Raw genomic sequence first — 19,690 nt, forward strand, 5'->3', positions numbered from 1 at the left:
AGACCTTATAAAGTCGTAGTGGCGCCAGCCGAAGCGTAGTTTTGGTAACTGGTCATCTGCCGGGCTATATTCGAAATCTTGCTGGCGTAGTTCGGGTCGGTGGCGTAACCGGCCTTCTGCAACTCACGCACAAACTGTTCCGGGTTATCGGCCGACTTCAGAACATCTTGATAGCGACTGTTGCTTTGCAGCAGATTGACCAGGTCATGAAAACTGTCGCGATACGAAGCGTAGGAACGGAACTGGGCCGTCTCCTTGACCATCTCGCCATTGCGGAATTCGCTGGTGATGGCCCGCGCCGAATCGCCCGTCCAATTCTTGCTGGCCTTGATACCGAACAGGTTGTGGCTGCTGCTGCCATCGGGCTGACGCATGACCGATTTGCCCCAACCGGTTTCCAGGGCCGCCTGGGCCACCAGATAACGCGGGTCTACGCCAATACGGTCCGCGGCTTCCTTGGCCATTGGCAGCATGGCATCGACAAACTCGTCAGCATCGCGGAAGGCCTTGCGAGCAGGAGCCAGGGGTGGCTGCGCCACGGCGCGACCGTACACCTGCATGGACTCGCTCGGTTCTGCTGCCTTGAGCGCGGCCAGCCAGTCGCCATTGGCCAGTTCGCCGGTGGCAGGCTTGACGGCGGCCACGGCGCGATCCGGCAACATGTTCTGCACCCTGGCTTCAGGCGCGGTCGTAGGTGTGGCCGCAGCCGAAGGCACCAGCCCGGCAAGCAGACGGTCGGCCAGTTTCGGCGGCAAAGCCAGGCGGCGCTGGTTGAGCAATTCCATGTCGTTGCGGTGAACGCCCTCGCCCGCCCCTTGCGGCGCACTCACGGCCCGCGAAGCCCACAGCGGCCGCTGGCCGTTGGAGCGTGACAATGGTCCGTCAGGCAATGTGCCGGCGGCAATGGGCGTCGGCACCGGGGCCTTGACGGCCTCGTCCAACGCTTGCTCCTGCTTGCCGGCGGACAGTGTTGCCGCCTCGCCTGACACCAGGGGTTTGTTCTTGGACATCTGGCGCAGCAGCACGTCGGCCAGGCCGATACCGCCGCCCTCGCGAGACATGGAAACGGCCAACTGCTGGTCGTACATTTCCTGATACTGCTTGGCTTCAGCAGTATTGAGCGGGTTGTCCTTGCCCATCGACTCGGTGGCCGCACGCATGGACTTGAGCATTTCACCGATGAACAGCGACTCGAATTCCTGCGCCACTTTGCGCAGGTTGCCGTCACTGTTCTTGTCGCCGACCTTGAGCTGGTTCAGGCGATTGAGATCCGAGTAAGAACCCGAATCCCCGCTGATCAAAGCGCCCTTGCGCATATCCATGGCTCGTTCCTTAAATCACGATCAGGTCGGCTTGCAACGCGCCGGCCTGCTTCAAGGCTTCGAGAATCGCCATCAAGTCGCCCGGCGCCGCGCCGACCTGGTTCACCGCCCGGACAATTTCATCCAGGGTAGTGCCCGGGCCGAACTTGAACATCGGCTTGGCTTCCTGCTCGGCATTGACCCGCGAACGGGGCACCACGGCGGTCTGGCCATTGGACAAAGGCCCTGGCTGGCTGACGATCGGGTCTTCGGTAATGGTCACGGTCAGGCTGCCATGGGTCACCGCAGCGGGTGAAACCTTGACGTTCTGGCCGATCACGATGGTACCGGTGCGCGAGTTGATGATGACTTTCGCCACCGCCTGGCCCGGATCGACTTCGAGGTTTTCCAGGATCGACAAATAGTCGACCCGCTGACTCGGATCCAGCGGCGCAGTGACGCGCACCGAACCGCCGTCGATGGCCTGAGCCACGCCTGGGCCAAGCATGTCGTTGATCTTGTCGACGATGCGCTTGGCGGTAGTGAAGTCGTAACGGTTGAGGTTCAGGGTCAGGCTGTTGCCCTGGTTGAAACCGCTCGGTACCGCACGTTCCACCGACGCACCGCCAGGAATGCGGCCAGCCGACGGAACGTTGACGGTAATCTTCGAACCGTCACGACCCTCGGCATCGAAACCGCCCACCACCAGGTTGCCCTGGGCGACAGCGTAGACGTTGCCGTCGATGCCCTTGAGCGGCGTCAGCAACAGGGTGCCGCCGCGAAGGCTCTTGGAGTTACCGATGGACGAAACAGTGATATCCACCTGTTGCCCGGGCTTGGCGAACGCCGGCAGGTCGGCACTGACCGACACCGCCGCGACGTTTTTCAACTGCACGTTGCCCGAACCCGCCGGCACCTTGATACCAAACTGCGACAACATATTGTTGAAGGTTTGCAGGGTGAATGGGGTCTGGGTGGTCTGGTCACCCGTACCGTTGAGCCCCACAACCAGGCCATAGCCGATCAACTGGTTGGAACGCACGCCGGAAATGCTCGCGATATCCTTCAGACGCTCGGCTTGAGCGGTGAAGGCCGCCGTCATCAGCAATGCGCCCATCAACAGCTGCTTGAGATTCAACCGCTTAAGATTCAACTGGGCCACCTAGAAAGGGAACTTCGGGCTGAGGAAGAAACGGTCGAACCAGCCTGGCTGACTCGCATCGGCAAAGGCGCCAGTGCCCGAGTAGGTGATGCGCGCATCGGCCACACGAGTCGACGGAACAGTGTTGTCGGTGGAGATGTCATCAGCACGGACCATACCGGCAATGCGCACCAGTTCGTCCCCGGTGTTGAGGGTCAGCCACTTCTCACCCCGCACGGCGATGATGCCGTTGGGCAACACATCGGCGACGGTCACGGTGATCGAACCGGTCAGGCTGTTGCTCTGCCCGGACTGGCTGTCGCCGCTGCTCGAACGGTCGGAACCGTAGCCGGCATTGAGGCTCAGGTCACCGCCACCGATGGGATTGTTGGTGGTCAGGCTGGAGCCGAACAAGGACGTCAGGCCGACGCTGGTCTCGCTGCTCTTGTCGATCTGCGAGTTGGCGTTCTTGCTGGCCTGGGTGCGCTCGTTCAGGGTGATGGTGATGATGTCACCGACCCGGAACGCCTTGCGATCGCTGTACAGGTTCTGCTCAAAACCGGCCTGGTAGATCGAACCATTGTTGGCGGCAGCCGGCAACGGCGTGCGCGGCAACACCGGAGCGTAATACGGGTCATTGGGCTTGGGCGGTGGCGCGACACAGCCCGCGAGCGCGGTAATCCCACTCAGTGCCAGAACAGATACGAAGCGATTCATGACCCTACCTCTTGGTGTTGCAGGCGGCCTCAGGCCGCCCTATAGACGTGATTACAGATTCTGCGTAACGAACGAGAGCATCTGGTCGGCGGTGGAGATCACCTTGGAGTTCATCTCGTAGGCGCGCTGGGTGGTGATCATGTTGACCATCTCCTCCACGGTGCTCACGTTGGACGTTTCCAGGGTGTTCTGCAGCGTGGTACCGAAGCCGTTCAGGCCTGGCGTGCCGACTTGTGGCGCGCCGCTGGCCGCGGTTTCCAGGAACAGGTTGTTACCCACCGCTTGCAGGCCGGCCGGGTTGATGAAGTCGGCCGTCTGCAGGTTGCCGATCACCTGGGAGGCAGGGTTGCCCGCTACAGTGATGGACACGGTGCCGTCGCGGCCCACGGTGAAGGTCTGGGCATCGTTGGGAATGACGATGGCCGGCTCCAGGGCGAAACCGCTGGCATTGACGATCTGGCCGTTGGAATCGAGGTGGAACGTACCGTCACGGGTGTAGGACGTGGTGCCATCGGGTTGCAGGATCTGGAAGAAACCGCGACCGTCGATGGCCATGTCCAGCGGCTGCTCGGTGGTTTGCAGGCTGCCGGCGTTGAAGTTTTTCTGAGTGCCGACGATACGCACACCGGTACCCACTTGCAGGCCCGACGGCAGTTCGCTGTCCTGGGTCGATTGGGCGCCTGGCTGGCGTTTGACCTGGTACAGCAGGTCCTGAAACTCGGCGCGATCACGCTTGAAACCCGTGGTCGACACGTTCGCCAGGTTGTTGGAAATAGTAGAAAGGTTGGTGTCCTGGGCGGACAGACCTGTTTTGGCAACCCAAAGAGCCGGAAGCATTCGATTCTCCTCGTACGCCTGTTTTTCGGCGCGACGCTGTAATTAATGATTAGATCTGCAAGACCCGAGCCATGGCTTCGTCGCCTTCTTTGGCGGTGTTCATCATCTTGACGTGAAGCTCGAACTGCTTGGCCAGGGCCAGCACCGACGTCATCTCGTCCACGGCATTGACGTTGCTCGCTTCCTGGAACCCCGACACCAACTGCACGTTGGCATCAATGACAGCCGGCTGGCCGTCCTTGGTACGGATGGTGCCGTCCAGGCCCTTGGTCATGTTGCGAAGATCCGGGTTGACCAGCTTGATGCGGTCGACTTCAGCCATCACGCGCGGGCCTTCGCCCATGGCGCGGATGCTGATGGTGCCGTCCTGGCCGATCTCGATTTTCTGCTCTGGCGGCACGGCGATCGGACCACCGTTGCCCATTACCGGCATACCGTTGCCGGCCCGCAGCACGCCCAGGGCGTCAACGTTGAGGCTGCCGGTGCGCACGTAGCTTTCACCGCCTTCAGGGTTCTGCACAGCCATCCAGCCCGGCCCGCTGACTGCCACGTCGAGGTCACGGCCGGTTTCCACCAGCGCGCCAGGGGTGAAGTCGGTGGCGGGACGCTCGGACATGGCAAATGCCCGCGCCGGAAAGCTGTCACCAAACACTGGCATCGAACGGGCCTGCTCCAGGTCTTTCTGAAAACCGTTGGTGGAGATGTTCGCCAGGTTGTTGGCATGGGCCCGCTGCGCCAGTGCGTTCTGGCTGGCGCCGGTCATTGCCACATAAAGGTACTTGTCCACAGTCGTTCCTCTGCATGCCGGACGTTTGCCGTCCACTGCTGTACTGCTGAGCACTAAGCAATTTGCAGACCAACTTTTTTCTGGCGCCGTAGAGCCGCACAAACAAAGGGTTTGCGGGTTCTTGAAGGGATTTAGGGAAATGTATCGAAGACGAAAAACCGGCGGTGTCATGCCGCTGCAAGGCAAAGGATGACCGGATGGGCAGGCTCACGAATACTTGTGGCGAGGGGATTTATCCCCGCTGGGCTGCGAAGCGGCCCCAAACTGTGCCTGCTTGCGCGGTGTGTCAGACAGGATATCGGGGGCCGCTTCGCGCCCCAGCGGGGATAAATCCCCTCGCCACAAATAACGGATTACATCCCAGGTTCCTTACCGACCTCATACTCACGCAACTTATTGGCGATGGTGGTATGGGAAACCCCCAGCCGCTTGCCCAGTTGTCGGCTGCTGGGGTGTTCGGAGTACAGCCGCTCAAGCACGGCTTTCTCGAATCGCCCGACGATGTCGTCCAGTCCGCCCTCCAGGGAAAAGTCCCCCAGGGGCTGACGCACGCCGTAGTCCGGCAGGCGGATATGCTCGGCTTTCACCGTTGCGCCATCACACAGGGAAACAGCCTGGAACAGCACGTTTTCCAACTGACGGACGTTGCCCGGCCAGTGATAGTGGCTGAGGCGGTCCATCGCCGCCGGCGCCAGTTTAGGCAATGGACAGCCAATCTGCCGACTGGCCTGATCAAGGAAATGCTCCACCAGCGGGGTCAGGCCGTCGAGGCACTCGCGCAATGGCGGGATATGCAGCGAAAGAACGTTCAAGCGGTGGTACAGATCCTGACGGAATTCCCCTCGGGCGCAGAGTTCGGACAAATCCACCTGGGTCGCACAGATCACCCTGACATCCAGGTACACCTCTTCATCGCTGCCGACACGACGGAAGCAACCGTCCTGCAAAAAGCGTAGCAATTTCACTTGCAGGCGCGGGCTCATTTCCCCCACTCCGTCGAGGAATAACGTGCCTCCGGCGGTCAGCTCGAGCAACCCGAGCTTGCCTTCGGCCCGGGCGCCCTCGAAAGCACCGGGGCCGTAGCCGAACAGTTCAGTCTCGGCCATGGATTCCGGCAACCCCGCGCAATTGAGCGCCATCAACGGAGACTGCCCGCGCGGACTCGCCAGGTGACAAGCGCGAGCCAGCAACTCCTTGCCGGTACCCGTTTCGCCTTCTATCAGCAGCGGCGCATCCAACGGCGCCATGCGCCGGGCCTCGCGCACCACCGCAGCCATCACCTTGGAACTCTGAAAGATACTGTCGAAGCCACGCAGCTCCTGTTTACGCACGTTATAAATGCGCTCGCCGACCCGGTCCGCCCGATGCAGCGTCAGCACCGCACCGGCCATGGCCTCGCTGTCGTCATGCTCCGATTGCAGCGGCGCGATGTCCGCCAGAAACACATCCCCCCTGACCTTGACTCGCAAGCCGTTGATGCGAGACTGATTGGCGCGCACCAGCTCCGGCAGGTCAAAATCCTCGGCGTACCGGGACAGGGGGATTCCTGGCACTTCGTCCACTCGCACCCCGAGCAACTGCGCCGCTGCCCGGTTGGCGGCGACGATGGAGCCTGCCATGTCGATGGACAGCACCGGAAATTCCAGGGCGCCGAGCAGCGCGTTGAGCTCCATGTGCCGGCGCTCACTGGGCATCAACCCGACGCGCTTGACGCCGAAGACCCCGGCAATGCCTTCGAATTTCGGACGCAGCGCCTGAAACTGGATGTTGATCAGATTCGGGCAGTGCAGATAAATCGCATTGCCGTGCTCACCGCCCACTTCCCCGCGGGCGACGTTGATGCCGTACTCCACCAGCAGGTTGAGAATGTCCCGCAGGATGCCGATGCGGTTCTGGCAATGGACTTTGATGCGCATAAAAAGACCCGATGTGGATTAGGAATTCGTGGCGAGGGCACTCGCTCCCGCTTGTAGGAGCTACCGAGCGAAGCGAGGCTGCGATCTTTTCCAAAACACTTGAGCCCCAAAAGATCGCAGCCTTCGGCACAGCCCCCAGCGGGAGCAAGCTCCCCGCCCAGAGATTTTCTGCAGTGGCGCGCAAATAGTCGTCAAGATTATGTGACAGTTGTAGGCCGATTCCCACTCGAAAACCTCCAGCATATCGCCACGCCAGCCGATACGTAACGAAAACTTTACGATATTAGCCTTTATTGAAAACTGATCTCTCTATCTCGCCGCTGCGCCGACGCCTGCTTCGGGTTATCTCTAATGCATCGCTGGACATAACAACAAACAAGCCGTCCCCCAGAGGGAAATCAGCAGGAGAGCAGCATGAAGCAGACGCAGTACGTGGCCCGCGAGCCCGATGCGCAAGGTTTTATCCACTACACCGCTGAGGAACATGCGGTGTGGAATACGCTGATCACCCGCCAGCTCAAAGTCATTGAAGGCCGTGCGTGCCAGGAGTACCTGGACGGTATCGACAAGCTGGGCCTGCCCCACGACCGTATTCCGCAATTGGGTGAAATCAACAAGGTGTTGGGCGAAACCACCGGCTGGCAAGTCGCCCGGGTACCGGCGCTGATCCCCTTCCAGACCTTTTTTGAATTGCTCGCCAGCAAACAGTTTCCGGTCGCGACGTTTATTCGTACCCGCGAAGAACTGGATTACCTGCAAGAGCCGGACATTTTCCACGAGATCTTTGGTCACTGCCCGCTGCTGACCAACCCCTGGTTTGCCGAATTTACCCACACCTACGGCAAACTCGGCCTGCAGGCGTCCAAGGAAGAACGCGTCTACCTGGCGCGCCTGTACTGGATGACCATTGAGTTCGGCCTGGTGCAAACCCCGCAAGGCCGGCGCATCTACGGTGGCGGCATCCTGTCTTCGCCCAAAGAAACCGTTTACTGCTTGTCGGACGAGCCGGAGCATCAAGCCTTCGATCCGCTGGAAGCCATGCGCACGCCCTATCGCATCGACATCCTGCAGCCGGTGTATTTCGTGCTCCCCGAGCTCAAGCGACTGTTCGACCTGGCCCACGAAGACATCATGGGCATGGTCAAGCGCGGTCGCGAACTGGGCTTGCACGCCCCGAAATTTCCCCCAAAAGCTGCGTGAACCGCGTCTTTTAATCTCAATTGAGTCTGTTGCACAACGCGGCTTTGCTTTAGCGTGGGTGCATCGACGTTTTTCAAATATTCGATACAGGAACACACCATGAACACTCTGAACCAAGCCCATTGCGAAGCCTGCCGCGCCGACGCTCCACACGTCAGCGACGAAGAACTGCCGGTACTGATCAAGCAGATCCCGGACTGGAACATCGAAGTGCGCGACGGCGTGATGCAACTGGAAAAAGTCTTCCTGTTCAAGAATTTCAAGCATGCCCTGGCCTTCACCAACGCCGTCGGGGAAATCTCCGAGGCCGAAGGTCATCACCCGGGTCTGCTCACCGAATGGGGCAAAGTCACCGTGACCTGGTGGAGCCACTCCATCAAGGGTTTGCACCGCAATGACTTCATCATGGCCGCCCGCACCGATGACGTGGCCAAGACCGCCGAGGGCCGCAAGTAATGCATTTCGATGCCATCGGCCGGGTGCCCGGCGACCCGATCCTCGGCCTGATGGAGGCTTACGCGGCGGACAGCAACCCGGGCAAGTTCGACTTGGGCGTGGGTGTCTATAAAGACGCCCAAGGCCTGACGCCGATTCTTGCGGCAGTCAAACAGGCCGAGCAGCACCTGGTGGACCGCCAGAGCACCAAGACCTACATCGGCGGTCATGGCGACGCCACGTTCGGCCAGTTGATCAATGAACTGGTGCTGGGCGCCGACTCGACGCTGATCAAGGACAATCGCGCCGGAGCTACCCAGACGCCGGGCGGCACCGGCGCCCTGCGCCTGAGTGCCGACTTTATTGCCCAATGCCTGCCGGGCCGCGGCGTATGGTTGAGCAACCCGACCTGGCCGATTCACGAAACCATCTTCGCCACTGCCGGGGTCAAGACCAGCCATTACCCCTACGTGGGCACCGACAATCGCCTGGATTTCGAAGCGATGCTGGCGACCCTCAGCCAGGCACCCAAGGGCGATGTGGTGTTGCTGCATGCCTGCTGCCATAACCCCACCGGCTTCGACCTGACCCAGGAACAATGGCGCCAGGTACTGGAGGTGATGCGCAGCCGCAACCTGCTGCCGTTGATCGACTTCGCTTATCAAGGTTTCGGCGATGGGCTGGAGCAGGATGCCTGGGCCGTGCGGCTGTTTGCTCAAGGCTTGCCTGAAGTCCTGATCACCAGTTCCTGTTCGAAGAACTTCGGCCTGTACCGCGACCGCACTGGCGCGCTGATCGTCTGCGCCGGCGATGCCGACAAACTGGTGGACATCCGCAGCCAACTGGCGAACATCGCCCGCAACCTATGGTCAACGCCGCCGGATCATGGCGCAGCCGTCGTGGCGACGATCCTGGGCAACCCAGACCTCAAAAGCCTGTGGGCCGACGAAGTGCAGACCATGCGCCTGCGCATTGCGCAGTTGCGCAGCGGCCTGCTGGAAGCGCTCGAGCCCCACGGCTTGCGTGAGCGCTTCGCTCATATCGGCGTACAACGCGGGATGTTTTCCTACACCGGCCTGACACCGGAACAGGTCAAGAACCTGCGCGAACGCCACAGCGTGTACATGGTCGGCACAGGTCGGGCCAACGTGGCCGGCATTGATGCCACGCGCCTGGATTTGCTGGCGGAGGCGATTGCTGACGTGTGCAAGTAACCAGCCTTTAATAGCTGAACACATCCCCTTGTGGCGAGGGGATTTATCCCCGCTGGGCTGCGCAGCAGCCCCAAAACCTCCGATACAAGGCAGCCTGACTCTGCGAGGTGACGCATTTAAGAGCTGCTGCGCAGCCCAACGGGGATAAATCCCCTCGCCACAGATAAGTCCTCTTAACCACAGAAGCTGCGCCAGACGTTAGACCGGCAGGCCTGTCCACTCGCTGACAAACTCTGCCGTTTCCACCTTCGGCGCCGTGCGCGCTTCTTTCTGCGGCGTCCCCAGGTAAAGAAAACCGATCACCTCTTCACCGTCCTCAAGACCCAGACCCTTGGCCACATGAGGTGAATACGCCAGCTCACCCGTACGCCAGACTCCGCCAACCCCTTGGGCATAAGCCGCCAGCAGGATTGCATGGGCCGCGCAGCCGGCCGCCAGCATTTGTTCGGACTTGGGGATTTTGAAATGGTCCTGCAACCGTGCGATCACCACCACGACCAGCGGCGCGCGTAGCGGGCCGTTGAGCGCCTTCTCCACGACGGCTTCGGCGACCAGCGGATCATTGAACCGCGCCGCGTCGGCCAGGAGCTCGCCCATGCGCTGACGCGCCGGCCCTTCGACCGTCAGAAAACGCCATGGCCGCAACTGACCGTGATCCGGTGCCCGCATCGCAGCGGCGAACATGACCTCGCGCTGTTCGGCGGTAGGCGCCGGGTCCACCAGACGCGGGACGGAAACACGGTTGAGCAAAGCGTCGAGAGCCTGCATCGGCCACCTCCTGAAAAATGTCCCGCTATTCTAGTGGCTTGTACGGGGAGTTCGTTAGCTCAAATTCCGAGATCAAAAAGTCCATTGCGCAGGCCGCTGGCCTCGTGCGCCACGGGTGCCGGTTTACATGCCGCTTGTCGCGGGTAGAATGACGCCCTTCCCTTTTCAGCCCGAGCGGACTTCATGGCGTTGCCGACCCTGCGGATCATTGGTTTCATCATCGGCATCTTCCTGATCACCCTGGCGATCTCCATGGTCGTGCCCATGGCCACCTTGCTGATCTTCGAGCGCACCAACGACCTGCCGTCGTTCCTCTGGTCGAGCATGATCACTTTTGTCGCCGGCCTGGCCCTGGTCCTGCCCGGACGCCCGGAACACGTACATCTGCGCCCCAGGGACATGTACCTGCTGACCGTCAGCAGTTGGCTGGTGGTGTGTATCTTTGCCGCGTTGCCCTTCCTGCTGACCCAGCACATCAGCTACACCGACTCGTTCTTCGAAAGCATGTCCGGGATCACCGCCACTGGCGCTACGGTCCTGAGCGGCCTGGACAACATGTCCCCCGGCATTCTGATGTGGCGGTCACTCTTGCACTGGCTAGGCGGGATCGGCTTCATCGCGATGGCGGTGGCGATCCTGCCACTGTTGCGCATCGGTGGCATGCGGCTGTTCCAGACCGAATCCTCCGACCGCTCGGAGAAAGTCATGCCGCGCTCCCACATGGTGGCGCGGCTGATCGTAGCGTCCTATGTAGGCATCACCATTCTCGGCACCCTGGCGCTCTGGTGGGCGGGGATGAGCCTGTTCGACGCCATCAACCATGCAATGTCGGCGATTTCCACCGGCGGATTCTCGACGTCGGACAAATCCCTGGCCAAATGGACCGAACCGGCGGTGCATTGGGTCATTATCGTCATCATGATTCTCGGCAGCCTGCCGTTTGCCTTGTACGTCTCGACGCTGCGGGGCAACCGCCGGGCGCTGATCAAGGACCAGCAGGTTCAAGGCCTGCTGGCGGTGCTGCTGGTGACCTGGGTGGTGCTGGGCACCTGGTACTGGGCAACTACCGACCTGCACTGGCTGGAGGCCCTGCGGCACGTGGCGATGAACGTGACGTCGATCGTCACCACCACCGGGTTCGCCTTGGGGGACTACAGCCTGTGGGGCAATTTCTCGCTGATGTTGTTTTTTTACCTGGGGTTCATCGGTGGCTGTTCAGGTTCGACGGCCGGCGGGATCAAGATCTTCCGCTTCCAGGTCGCCTACATTCTGCTCAGGGCCAACCTCAAGCAACTGATTCACCCGCGCGCGGTGATCAAACAGAAGTACAACGGCCACCGCCTCGACGAAGAAATCGTGCGGTCGATTCTCACCTTCTCGTTCTTCTTCGCCATCACCATCTGCGTGATTGCCTTGCTGCTCTCGCTATTGGGCGTGGAATGGATGACGGCCCTGACCGGCGCGGCCAGTACCGTGTCCGGCGTTGGCCCAGGGCTTGGCGAGACCATCGGCCCGGCCGGCAATTTTGCCCCGCTGCCGGATGCGGCCAAATGGATTCTGTCGGCAGGCATGCTGCTGGGCCGACTGGAGATCATCACCGTGTTCGTGCTGTGCATCCCGGCGTTCTGGCGTCACTGATCGACCCGGCCGTTTGACCGCGCCCGGTATTCGCCGGGCGTCGTGTCGAACCAGCGTCGAAAGGCCCGGAAAAAATTGCTCGGGTCGGCGAACCCCAACAGATAGGCGATTTCCAGCAGGGTCAGGGTCGGCTGCGCCAGGTACTGTTCGGCCAGTTCGCGGCGGGTGTCATCCAGCAGGCTCTGGAAACTGGTGCCCTCTTCCTGCAAGCGCCGCTGCAAGGTGCGCTGGGACAGGTGCAGCGTCTGCGCCACCACGTCACGCTTGGGCTCGCCCCGTGGCAGCAGTCGGCACAATACCTGGCGCGTCTGGTGGGTCACGCGGCTTTCGGAAAAACGCGCCAGGTACTCACCGGCAAACCGGTCGTGGAGCTGCGCCATGGCTTCGTTGGCGGTGGGTAACGGTGCCTCCATGTCGCTGCGTTCGAAGATCAACGCGTCGTAGGGCGCACCGAATACCAGCGGCGCAGGAAACGCCTGCTGATAAGGTGCCAGATCAACAGGCTCGACGCCCTGGAACAGCACCTTCATCGGGTGCAGCGTGCGCCCGGTCAACCAGTTGCACATGGCCAGCGCACAGGCCAGGGAAGCCTCGGCGCTTTGACGGGTGGGCGGGAGGTGATCGCCATGCACCGTCAGCACCAATGCGTAGCCTCCCTCCATCTGACGAAAGCTCAGGTCGGCGCTTTCAGCGATGATCCGCTGATAACGCACGAGCCGCTGGAACCCCTCGACCAGCGTGCGGCTGGACATCAAGGCATACCCGACCACGTGAAACGACGCCGGGCGCACCACTTTCCCCATGTTCAAGGCGATGGCCGGGTTGCCCGACAACTCCACGGCGCGTTGCCAGAGTCGGGTCATCGAATCCTGGGGGAACCGCGCATCCGGATCTTCCAGCGCGTCATAGTCCAGCCCCAGCTGTTTGAACAACCTCCGACAATCCAGGCCGTCCATTTCCAGTGCCTTGACAATCCCCATCGCCCAGCTTGAAGAAGTCGTTCGTTCGCTCATGACGTTTTACTTGCATGACGAGCCGCAGGGTACGGCTGGATTTGCGAAGGATACTAAAGTGGCGCCCATTGTCACTGGTCGTTGCAGATGATCACTCTAGACTTCAAGCAAACCGTTGGATGCACTGAGTCAACAGAACAATAACCACAGAGCCGACAGTCGTGGAAAACACCAGACGCTTCAATACGTTCGCTGAGTTCTACCCCTATTACCTCAGCGAACACAGCAACAGCACCTGCCGGCGCTTGCACTTTATCGGCACCTCCCTGGTCATCCTGATTTTCGCCCTGGCTCTGATCGTCGGCAACGGCTGGTGGCTGATCATGCTGCCCATTGCCGGCTACGGCTTTGCCTGGGTTGGGCATTTCTTCTTTGAAAAGAACCGTCCCGCCACGTTCCAGCATCCGTTGTACAGCCTGCTCGGCGATTTCGTCATGTACCGCGACATGCTGCGGGGCAAGGTTGCGTTCTAGCCACGCTCAAAGGACTGCCCATGAACTCCCAAGCGCGTTTTACCCACATGAAGGACGGTACTGAGGAAGACTGGGCAATCATCGCCGCCGACTTCAGCGCCTATGCCCGGCAATTACCAGGTCGGATCCTGACCCATTTGAAGTTGCTGGACGGCGATTTCGGCGGTTTCCCGGTGGATCGCCTGACTCATTCCCTGCAAACCGCCACCCGCGCCTATCGTGATGGGCGGGACGAGGAATATGTGATCTGCGCCTTGCTTCACGACATCGGCGACACCTTGGGCAGCTACAACCACCCGGACATTGCCGCCGCCATCCTCAAGCCGTTCGTCAGCGCCGAAAACCTGTGGATGGTGGAAAAACACGGGATATTCCAGGGCTATTATTTCTTCCACCACCTGGGCATGGACCGGCATCTGCGCGAGCAATTCGAAGCGCACCCCCAATACCAGGCGACCATTGATTTCTGCGCCCGATACGACGCCGCGGCGTTCGATGCCGAGTACGACACCCTGCCGTTGAGTTTCTTCGAGCCGATGCTCGAAAGGGTGTTTGCTGTGCCGAAGCAGTCGATCTACAAGGCGGCGATGGCTGAACAGGTTTAAGCCTGACTGATTGCTGGGGACCGCTGCGCGGTCCATCGCGGGCAAGCCTTGCTCCCACAGGTATTCACAGCCTGTGAGAGCAAGCACCTCCTGTGGGAGCAAGGCTGCTTCCACAGGCATTCACAGCCTGCGAGTGCAAGCACCTCCTGTGGGAGCAAGGCTGCTTCCACAGGCATTCACAGCCTGCGAGTGCAAGCACCTCCTGTGGCAGCAAGGCTGCTCCCACAGGTATTCACAGCCTGTGAGAGCAAGCACCTCCTGTGGGAGCAAGGCTTGCCCGCGATGGCGTCAGACCGGCTTACACCGGCTCGGCCACTTTCAACTCAGCCTTGAGCAGCGCTTCCCGCGCCTGGGCATCGGCCAACCGATACAACTCGATCGACCCGTCCCAGTGCTCGATCAGCGCCGTACACGACTCGACCCAATCGCCACAATTGAGATACTCCACCTCGCCCACCCTGCGCATCTCGGCATGGTGGATGTGCCCGCATACCACGCCGTGCAGCTCACGCTTCACACATTCATGGGCGATGGCTTCTTCAAAATCACTGATAAAGCTGACCGCCGTCTTGACCTTGTGCTTGAGGTACGCCGACAACGACCAGTAACCGTAGCCATAACGGGCCCGCCAATGGTTGAGCCAGCGATTCAGGGTCAGGGTGAACTCGTAGGCCGAATCGCCCAGGAATGCCAGCCAACGGTGGTACCGGGTGATGACATCGAACTGATCGCCATGGATCACCAGCAAATGCCGGCCGTCTGCGGTGACGTGCACGGCTTCGTCCACCAGTTGGATGTTGCCCAGGATCAGCTTGGAGTAACGCCGCAGGAACTCGTCATGGTTGCCGGTGACGTAGATCACCTCGGTGCCGCGCTTGCTCATGGTCAGCAAGCGACGAATGACGTTGGTGTGGGCCTGTGGCCAGTACATGCCGCCGCGCAGCTTCCAGCCGTCGATGATGTCACCCACCAGGTAGATCTTGTCGGTATGGTAGCCCTTGAGGAACTGCGACAAATGCTCGGCCTGGCAGTCCCGGGTGCCCAGATGCACATCGGAAATCCATAGGGTGCGAACACGCTGTTTGCGGCTGGGTCTGGCGAGCTCGGCGCTGGTCATGGGCAACCCTCTGATCGTTTTAGCCACTGTGCCTGCCTGCGGTTAATACCCCATGACAAACACAAGTCCGTTACATGACAGCGCGAAGCGCCGTGGCCTCGGTGTATGCTGACGGCCTGCCCCGGGAGACCGAGATGAGACCGATCCTCACGCTACGCCAGTACAGCCACGACCTGATTGTCCACAGCCACGACCACGCCCAACTGGTGTTCGGGTTGTCCGGCCTGTTGGATTTCGAGGTCGAAGGTTGTGGCAGCCAGGTCGTGCAGCAGAGCTTCGTGGTGATACCGGCCGGCGCCCATCACGCCTGCGGCAGCCCCCGTGGCAGCCGTTGCCTGGTATTGGATGTGCCGGGCGATGACTGGATCGGGCAAGCCTTGGGTGATCACGCCGACGCCAGCCGCCGATTGCTCGACAATACCGCTCGCAGGCCCCTGGATGCGGGGCAAAGCCAGTTGGTCAACTGGTTGGCGGGCAGCCCGGTGGACGACCCACTGATTGCCCAACAAGGGGCGGTGCTGCTCCTGGCCAGCCTCAATGGCTCTGGTCAGGACACAATCGGTGGCCGGCGCCTGCCCTATGCGGCGCTCAACGCCCACATTGACCAGTACGCCGCTTATCCGCTGCAAGTGGCGGACCTGGCCCAGGTCGCCGGGCTCTCCAGTGCCCGCTTGCATGCACGCTTCGTCGCCGAATGCGGGCAAACCCCGATGGACTACATCCGCAGCCGCCGTCTGCACAAGGCGGTAGGGCTGCTGCGTGACTCACAACTGCCTATCGGTGAAATCGCCCATCGGGTCGGTTATAGCTCGCAAAGTGCGTTTGCCGCCGCAGTGCTGCGCGAATTCGGCGCTTCACCGGGCAAGCTGCGGCGCCAGCGCTAGCTTCGCGCTAAAAAACGCGAGGATCGCGACAGACAGAAACGGCCGGTAACGGGTTCAATACCCTGACGCTCAACCGTTGGACAAGGATCGCAATGACTCCCCGTACCGCCCTCGGCGCCCTGCACATTGGCGCACTCATGTTTGGCCTGACCGGTGTGTTCGGCAAGCTCGCCGCCGCCTCGCCAGCGGTCATCGTGTTCGGTCGTGCCGTATTCGCGGTGCTGGCCCTGGCAGTTTTTGCCCGTTTCGCCAGCAGCGCCCGCTGGCACAAACTCCACGCACAGGACGTTCGACGCTTGCTGCTGGGTGGGCTATTGCTCGCCGGCCATTGGGTGAGCTTCTTCATAGCGGTGAAAGTCGCCGGCGTGGCGATCGCCACGTTGGGCTTTACCAGTTTCCCGGCCTTCACGGTGCTGCTCGAAGGGGTGATTTTCCGCGAGCGGATCCGCGTCAATGAAATCCTGCTGGTGATATTGGTGAGCATCGGCCTGGTGCTGGTCACGCCACACTTCGACCTGGCCAGCGGCGCCACCACCGGCCTGCTGTGGGCCGTGCTTTCGGGCTTGCTGTTCTCCCTGCTTTCGCTGGTCAACCGCGCCGGTTCCACACGGGTGCCGCCGGTACAGGCCGCGTTGTGCCAGAACCTGGTGGTCGGGTTTTGCCTGTTGCCCATGGCGGCGCCACAACTGATTGACGTGCGCCCTGTCGACTGGCTGTGGATCGCCCTGCTGGGGGTGTTCTGCACCGGCCTGGCCCACAGCCTGTTCGTCGCCAGCCTGGCGGTGATCAAGGCCCGCACGGCGGCGGTGGTGTTTGCCATGGAGCCGGTCTATGGCATCACCATGGCCTGGTTGCTATTCGATGAAAATCCCACGTTGCGCATGCTGCTGGGCGGCGCGCTGATCATCGTTGCGATCGTAGTGTCGAGCCAACTCAGTGGCGGCACAAAGAAACCGGGTGTAGGCGCCCAAGCCGCGTCTCACTGAACCCGGTCGTTATGGCCCAGGTCCCGCTCCGGGTCGATGCGGTCGCGAACCCGCTGCTTGAGAACCTTGGCCTCGGGAAAACCACCATCGGCCTTGCGCTCCCAGATCTGCGTGCCGTCGCAACTGATGTGAAACACCCCACCGGTGCCTGGCACCAAAGATACTTTGCCCAAATCGTCGCTAAACGTGCTGAGCAGCTCCTGAGCCAGCCAGGCGGCGCGCAGCAGCCACTGACATTGAGTGCAATAGGTAATGACGACTTCCGGTTTGTGTGCGGTCATTGCGGGGGAACTCCTGGGGGCAAAGGCATCGCTATAATACCTGCCTTTGATCGCCCGCCCCGAGATTGACGATGCGCCGCCTGCTGCCTTGCCTGCTTCTGTTACTGCTGCCCTTGTTCGCCGACGCCGCTCAGGCACCGCGTCCGAAAATCGGCCTGGTACTGTCCGGCGGCGCCGCCCGGGGCCTGGCCCACATCGGTGTACTCAAGGCCTTGGAAGAACAAGGCATCCAGATTGACGCCATCGCCGGCACCAGCATGGGCGCCGTGATTGGCGGGCTGTATGCCTCGGGCTACAAAATCGACGAACTGGAAAAACTCGCCTTGGGCATCGATTGGCAACAGGCCCTGTCCGACGCCCCGCCGCGCAAGGACGTGCCGTTCCGGCGCAAGCAGGATGACCGCGACTTTCTGGTGAAACAGAAACTGAGTTTTCGCGACGACGGCAGCCTCGGCCTACCCTTGGGCGTCATCCAGGGACAGAACCTGGCCCTGCTGCTCGAAAGCCTGCTGGCCCACGCCAGCGACACCCGGGATTTCGACAAACTGCCAATCCCGTTTCGCGCCGTGGCGACCGACATCGCCAGCGGCGAGAAAGTGGTGTTTCGCAAGGGCCACCTGCCCAAGGTGATCCGCGCCAGCATGTCGATCCCGGCGGTCTTCGCGCCGGTGGAACTGGACGGCCGATTGCTGGTAGATGGCGGCATGACCGACAACATCCCGCTGGATGTGGCCCGGGAAATGGGCGTGGACAGGGCCATCGTGGTGGACATCGGCACCCCGCTGAGCACCCGCAAGCAATTGGTCACGGTGATCGACGTCCTGAACCAGTCGACGACCTTGATGACCCGGCGCAACTCCGAAGAACAATTGGCAACGCTGAAAAAAGACGATGTGCTGATCCAGCCGGCCCTGGCGAGCTTCGGCGCCACAGACTTTGGCCGTGCCCAGGAGATGATCGACGCCGGTTACCGTGCCACCCAAATACTCGAGGCTCGCCTGGCATACCTGCGCCCCACGGAACCGGCCGACCCCGAACTCATGGCGGCGCGCACCCCGAGTGAGCGCACACCGGTCATCACCGCCATTCGCGTGGAGAACGACTCGAAAGTCGGCGACGATGTGATTCGCTATTACGTTCGCCAGCAAGTCGGCGAGCCACTGGACCTGGGTCGTTTGCAGACCGATATGGGCACGTTGTACGGGCTGGACTACTTCGAGCAGGTGCAATACCGCGTCGTACACAAGGCCCCGGACCATACGCTGGTCATCAGTGCCCGAGGCAAACGCACCGGCACCGATTACCTGCGGCTGGGGTTGAGCCTGTCGGACGACATGCGCGGCGACAGCGCTTACAACCTCGGCGCCAGCTATCGGGTCAACGGCATCAACCGCTTGGGCGCCGAGTGGCTGACCCGGGCGCAGATTGGCGGCAAGCAGGAACTGTACAGCGAGTTCTACCAGCCGCTGGATGTCGGTTCGCGCTACTTCATCGCCCCCTATGGGCAATTCGAATCCCGGAACGTGGAGTCCATCCTGGACAACGACCCGGTGGCCCAGTACCGCGTCGAGCGTTATGGCTTTGGCTTGAACCTGGGCCGGCAAATCGGCAACAGCGGCGAAATCCGTTTCGGTGTCGGCCAGGCCTGGGGCGAGGCAGATGTGCGCATTGGCGATCACGACCAGCCCAGCGAAAGCTTCAATGAAGGCTTCTACGAGCTGAAATACTCATTCGATTCCTTCGACAATGTGTACTTCCCCCATGAAGGTGAAGACATCGGCCTGACCTGGCGCCAGTATGAGCCAGGATTGGGTTCCGACCAGCGTTACCGCCAATGGGAGCTCAATCTGGACAAGGCGCTGAGCCGCGGCCCGGACACCTTCATTTTCGGTGGGCGTTACGGGCGCACCCTGGACACCGCCGAAGTGGTGACTTCAAGCTTTGTACTCGGCGGTGCGCGGCAACTGTCGGGCTTTCGCGAAGACGGCATATCCGGGCAGAACATGAGCCTGATGCGCGCCGTGTATTACCGAAGGCTCACACCACGAGCCTATCTGCCACTGGATTTCCCGCTGTACATCGGCGGCTCCCTGGAACGGGGCCGGGCGTGGAACAATGACAATGAGTTCGACAGCGGCTACATCAATGCCGCCAGTATTTTCCTGGGGTTTGATACGCCACTGGGGCCACTGAATTTCAGTTATGGGTTTAACGATGATGATGAACAGGCGGTGTATCTGAATCTGGGGCAGACGTTTTGATGGCCATGCAACAAACCAAGGGGAGGCGTAGACACATCCCTGTATCCGCAACAGCTACTGTGTGGGAGCGAGCCTGCTCGCGATCGCGGTGGTTCAGTTGCAATGATGTCGACTGT

At 61.2% G+C, this 19,690-nt stretch carries 18 protein-coding genes and 1 pseudogene; 9 read left to right on the top strand and 10 right to left on the bottom strand.

Going from position 1 to position 19,690, the window contains the following annotated elements; all coding sequences use genetic code 11:
• Window positions 1–5: 5 nt before the first annotated feature.
• From flgJ to AAIS01_RS15685, 6 genes are all read right to left on the bottom strand, one after another.
• Complete coding sequence (gene flgJ, locus AAIS01_RS15660) at window positions 6–1,322, bottom strand: flagellar assembly peptidoglycan hydrolase FlgJ (RefSeq protein WP_343469679.1); 1,317 nt, start codon at window positions 1,320–1,322, stop codon at window positions 6–8.
• Between the two features lie 10 nt (window positions 1,323–1,332).
• Window positions 1,333–2,418 (bottom strand): flagellar basal body P-ring protein FlgI, encoded by a 1,086-nt coding sequence (locus AAIS01_RS15665; RefSeq protein WP_177193342.1) that lies wholly within the window; start codon window positions 2,416–2,418, stop codon window positions 1,333–1,335.
• A 45-nt stretch (window positions 2,419–2,463) separates the two neighbouring features.
• The gene (gene flgH / locus AAIS01_RS15670) at window positions 2,464–3,159 is read right to left on the bottom strand and encodes a flagellar basal body L-ring protein FlgH (RefSeq protein WP_186654079.1); all 696 of its coding nucleotides are present in this window, start codon (window positions 3,157–3,159) and stop codon (window positions 2,464–2,466) included.
• A gap of 51 nt (window positions 3,160–3,210) precedes the next feature.
• A complete protein-coding gene (gene flgG / locus AAIS01_RS15675; RefSeq protein ID WP_024617478.1) occupies window positions 3,211–3,996 on the bottom strand; it encodes a flagellar basal-body rod protein FlgG in 786 nt (261 codons plus the stop codon).
• A 49-nt stretch (window positions 3,997–4,045) separates the two neighbouring features.
• On the bottom strand, window positions 4,046–4,783 hold the full coding sequence (locus AAIS01_RS15680; protein ID WP_047226216.1) for a flagellar basal body rod protein FlgF: 738 nt from the start codon (window positions 4,781–4,783) through the stop codon (window positions 4,046–4,048).
• Window positions 4,784–5,136: 353 nt separating this feature from the next.
• On the bottom strand, window positions 5,137–6,699 hold the full coding sequence (locus AAIS01_RS15685; RefSeq protein WP_343469680.1) for a sigma-54-dependent transcriptional regulator: 1,563 nt from the start codon (window positions 6,697–6,699) through the stop codon (window positions 5,137–5,139).
• 414 nt (window positions 6,700–7,113) lie between these two features.
• Between AAIS01_RS15685 and phhA the strand changes: the two genes are divergently transcribed.
• The 3 genes from phhA to AAIS01_RS15700 all read left to right on the top strand — a co-directional run bounded on the left by phhA (window position 7,114) and on the right by AAIS01_RS15700 (window position 9,548).
• Window positions 7,114–7,899, top strand: coding sequence for a phenylalanine 4-monooxygenase (gene phhA / locus AAIS01_RS15690; RefSeq protein ID WP_047226214.1), 786 nt, complete (start codon window positions 7,114–7,116; stop codon window positions 7,897–7,899).
• A 99-nt stretch (window positions 7,900–7,998) separates the two neighbouring features.
• The gene (locus AAIS01_RS15695) at window positions 7,999–8,355 is read left to right on the top strand and encodes a 4a-hydroxytetrahydrobiopterin dehydratase (RefSeq protein WP_214913138.1); all 357 of its coding nucleotides are present in this window, start codon (window positions 7,999–8,001) and stop codon (window positions 8,353–8,355) included.
• Window positions 8,355–9,548 (top strand): amino acid aminotransferase, encoded by a 1,194-nt coding sequence (locus AAIS01_RS15700; protein ID WP_343469681.1) that lies wholly within the window; start codon window positions 8,355–8,357, stop codon window positions 9,546–9,548. The genes AAIS01_RS15695 and AAIS01_RS15700 overlap by 1 nt, the downstream gene beginning before the upstream one ends.
• 198 nt (window positions 9,549–9,746) lie before the next feature.
• On the opposite strand, the gene AAIS01_RS15705 is transcribed toward AAIS01_RS15700, so the two are convergent.
• Window positions 9,747–10,316, bottom strand: coding sequence for an NAD(P)H nitroreductase (locus AAIS01_RS15705; protein WP_343469682.1), 570 nt, complete (start codon window positions 10,314–10,316; stop codon window positions 9,747–9,749).
• Window positions 10,317–10,499: 183 nt separating this feature from the next.
• On the opposite strand from AAIS01_RS15705, the gene AAIS01_RS15710 reads away from it, so the two are divergent.
• The gene (locus tag AAIS01_RS15710) at window positions 10,500–11,954 is read left to right on the top strand and encodes a TrkH family potassium uptake protein (protein ID WP_092397485.1); all 1,455 of its coding nucleotides are present in this window, start codon (window positions 10,500–10,502) and stop codon (window positions 11,952–11,954) included.
• Here the strand turns inward: AAIS01_RS15710 and AAIS01_RS15715 are convergent.
• Window positions 11,911–12,967, bottom strand: a pseudogene (locus AAIS01_RS15715) (AraC family transcriptional regulator). The gene AAIS01_RS15710 and the pseudogene AAIS01_RS15715 sit on opposite strands and share 44 nt — an antisense overlap.
• Window positions 12,968–13,128: 161 nt before the next feature.
• Here AAIS01_RS15715 and AAIS01_RS15720 point away from each other — a divergent pair.
• Window positions 13,129–13,440: an Mpo1-like protein gene (locus tag AAIS01_RS15720; RefSeq protein WP_343469683.1), complete on the top strand. Its 312-nt coding sequence runs from the start codon at window positions 13,129–13,131 to the stop codon at window positions 13,438–13,440.
• Between the two features lie 20 nt (window positions 13,441–13,460).
• Window positions 13,461–14,045, top strand: a complete 585-nt coding sequence (locus tag AAIS01_RS15725) for an HD domain-containing protein (RefSeq protein WP_343469684.1) — start codon at window positions 13,461–13,463, stop codon at window positions 14,043–14,045.
• A gap of 298 nt (window positions 14,046–14,343) precedes the next feature.
• On the opposite strand, the gene AAIS01_RS15730 is transcribed toward AAIS01_RS15725, so the two are convergent.
• Entirely contained in the window at window positions 14,344–15,162 is an 819-nt protein-coding gene (locus AAIS01_RS15730; protein WP_343469685.1) for a UDP-2,3-diacylglucosamine diphosphatase, read from the bottom strand.
• A gap of 134 nt (window positions 15,163–15,296) precedes the next feature.
• Here AAIS01_RS15730 and AAIS01_RS15735 point away from each other — a divergent pair, with 134 nt between their 5' ends.
• Both AAIS01_RS15735 and AAIS01_RS15740 read left to right on the top strand, forming a co-directional pair.
• On the top strand, window positions 15,297–16,046 hold the full coding sequence (locus AAIS01_RS15735) for a helix-turn-helix transcriptional regulator (RefSeq protein WP_092458354.1): 750 nt from the start codon (window positions 15,297–15,299) through the stop codon (window positions 16,044–16,046).
• Window positions 16,047–16,138: 92 nt separating this feature from the next.
• Window positions 16,139–17,032, top strand: a complete 894-nt coding sequence (locus AAIS01_RS15740; RefSeq protein WP_343469686.1) for a DMT family transporter — start codon at window positions 16,139–16,141, stop codon at window positions 17,030–17,032.
• Here AAIS01_RS15740 and AAIS01_RS15745 read toward each other — a convergent pair.
• On the bottom strand, window positions 17,026–17,313 hold the full coding sequence (locus AAIS01_RS15745) for an Rdx family protein (RefSeq protein ID WP_092458348.1): 288 nt from the start codon (window positions 17,311–17,313) through the stop codon (window positions 17,026–17,028). The two genes, AAIS01_RS15740 and AAIS01_RS15745, sit on opposite strands and share 7 nt — an antisense overlap.
• Window positions 17,314–17,384: 71 nt before the next feature.
• Here AAIS01_RS15745 and AAIS01_RS15750 point away from each other — a divergent pair, with 71 nt between their 5' ends.
• The gene (locus AAIS01_RS15750; protein ID WP_343469687.1) at window positions 17,385–19,574 is read left to right on the top strand and encodes a patatin-like phospholipase family protein; all 2,190 of its coding nucleotides are present in this window, start codon (window positions 17,385–17,387) and stop codon (window positions 19,572–19,574) included.
• Window positions 19,575–19,690 lie beyond the last annotated feature (116 nt).

Origin of the sequence: Pseudomonas halotolerans, assembly GCF_039581215.1 — a bacterium.
Classification (GTDB): Bacteria; Pseudomonadota; Gammaproteobacteria; order Pseudomonadales; family Pseudomonadaceae; genus Aquipseudomonas; species Aquipseudomonas tehranensis.

Excerpts from the sequence above, each read along its gene's own strand:
- flgJ (WP_343469679.1), bottom strand. The coding sequence starts at position 1,322 with ATGGATATGCGCAAGGGCGCTTTGATCAGCGGGGATTCGGGTTCTTAC.
- AAIS01_RS15665 (WP_177193342.1), bottom strand. The coding sequence starts at position 2,418 with ATGGGCGCATTGCTGATGACGGCGGCCTTCACCGCTCAAGCCGAGCGT.
- flgH (WP_186654079.1), bottom strand. The coding sequence starts at position 3,159 with ATGAATCGCTTCGTATCTGTTCTGGCACTGAGTGGGATTACCGCGCTC.
- flgG (WP_024617478.1), bottom strand. The coding sequence starts at position 3,996 with ATGCTTCCGGCTCTTTGGGTTGCCAAAACAGGTCTGTCCGCCCAGGAC.
- AAIS01_RS15685 (WP_343469680.1), bottom strand. The coding sequence starts at position 6,699 with ATGCGCATCAAAGTCCATTGCCAGAACCGCATCGGCATCCTGCGGGAC.
- phhA (WP_047226214.1), top strand. The coding sequence starts at position 7,114 with ATGAAGCAGACGCAGTACGTGGCCCGCGAGCCCGATGCGCAAGGTTTT.
- AAIS01_RS15695 (WP_214913138.1), top strand. The coding sequence starts at position 7,999 with ATGAACACTCTGAACCAAGCCCATTGCGAAGCCTGCCGCGCCGACGCT.
- AAIS01_RS15700 (WP_343469681.1), top strand. The coding sequence starts at position 8,355 with ATGCATTTCGATGCCATCGGCCGGGTGCCCGGCGACCCGATCCTCGGC.
- AAIS01_RS15705 (WP_343469682.1), bottom strand. The coding sequence starts at position 10,316 with ATGCAGGCTCTCGACGCTTTGCTCAACCGTGTTTCCGTCCCGCGTCTG.
- AAIS01_RS15710 (WP_092397485.1), top strand. The coding sequence starts at position 10,500 with ATGGCGTTGCCGACCCTGCGGATCATTGGTTTCATCATCGGCATCTTC.
- AAIS01_RS15725 (WP_343469684.1), top strand. The coding sequence starts at position 13,461 with ATGAACTCCCAAGCGCGTTTTACCCACATGAAGGACGGTACTGAGGAA.
- AAIS01_RS15730 (WP_343469685.1), bottom strand. The coding sequence starts at position 15,162 with ATGACCAGCGCCGAGCTCGCCAGACCCAGCCGCAAACAGCGTGTTCGC.
- AAIS01_RS15735 (WP_092458354.1), top strand. The coding sequence starts at position 15,297 with ATGAGACCGATCCTCACGCTACGCCAGTACAGCCACGACCTGATTGTC.
- AAIS01_RS15740 (WP_343469686.1), top strand. The coding sequence starts at position 16,139 with ATGACTCCCCGTACCGCCCTCGGCGCCCTGCACATTGGCGCACTCATG.
- AAIS01_RS15745 (WP_092458348.1), bottom strand. The coding sequence starts at position 17,313 with ATGACCGCACACAAACCGGAAGTCGTCATTACCTATTGCACTCAATGT.
- AAIS01_RS15750 (WP_343469687.1), top strand. The coding sequence starts at position 17,385 with ATGCGCCGCCTGCTGCCTTGCCTGCTTCTGTTACTGCTGCCCTTGTTC.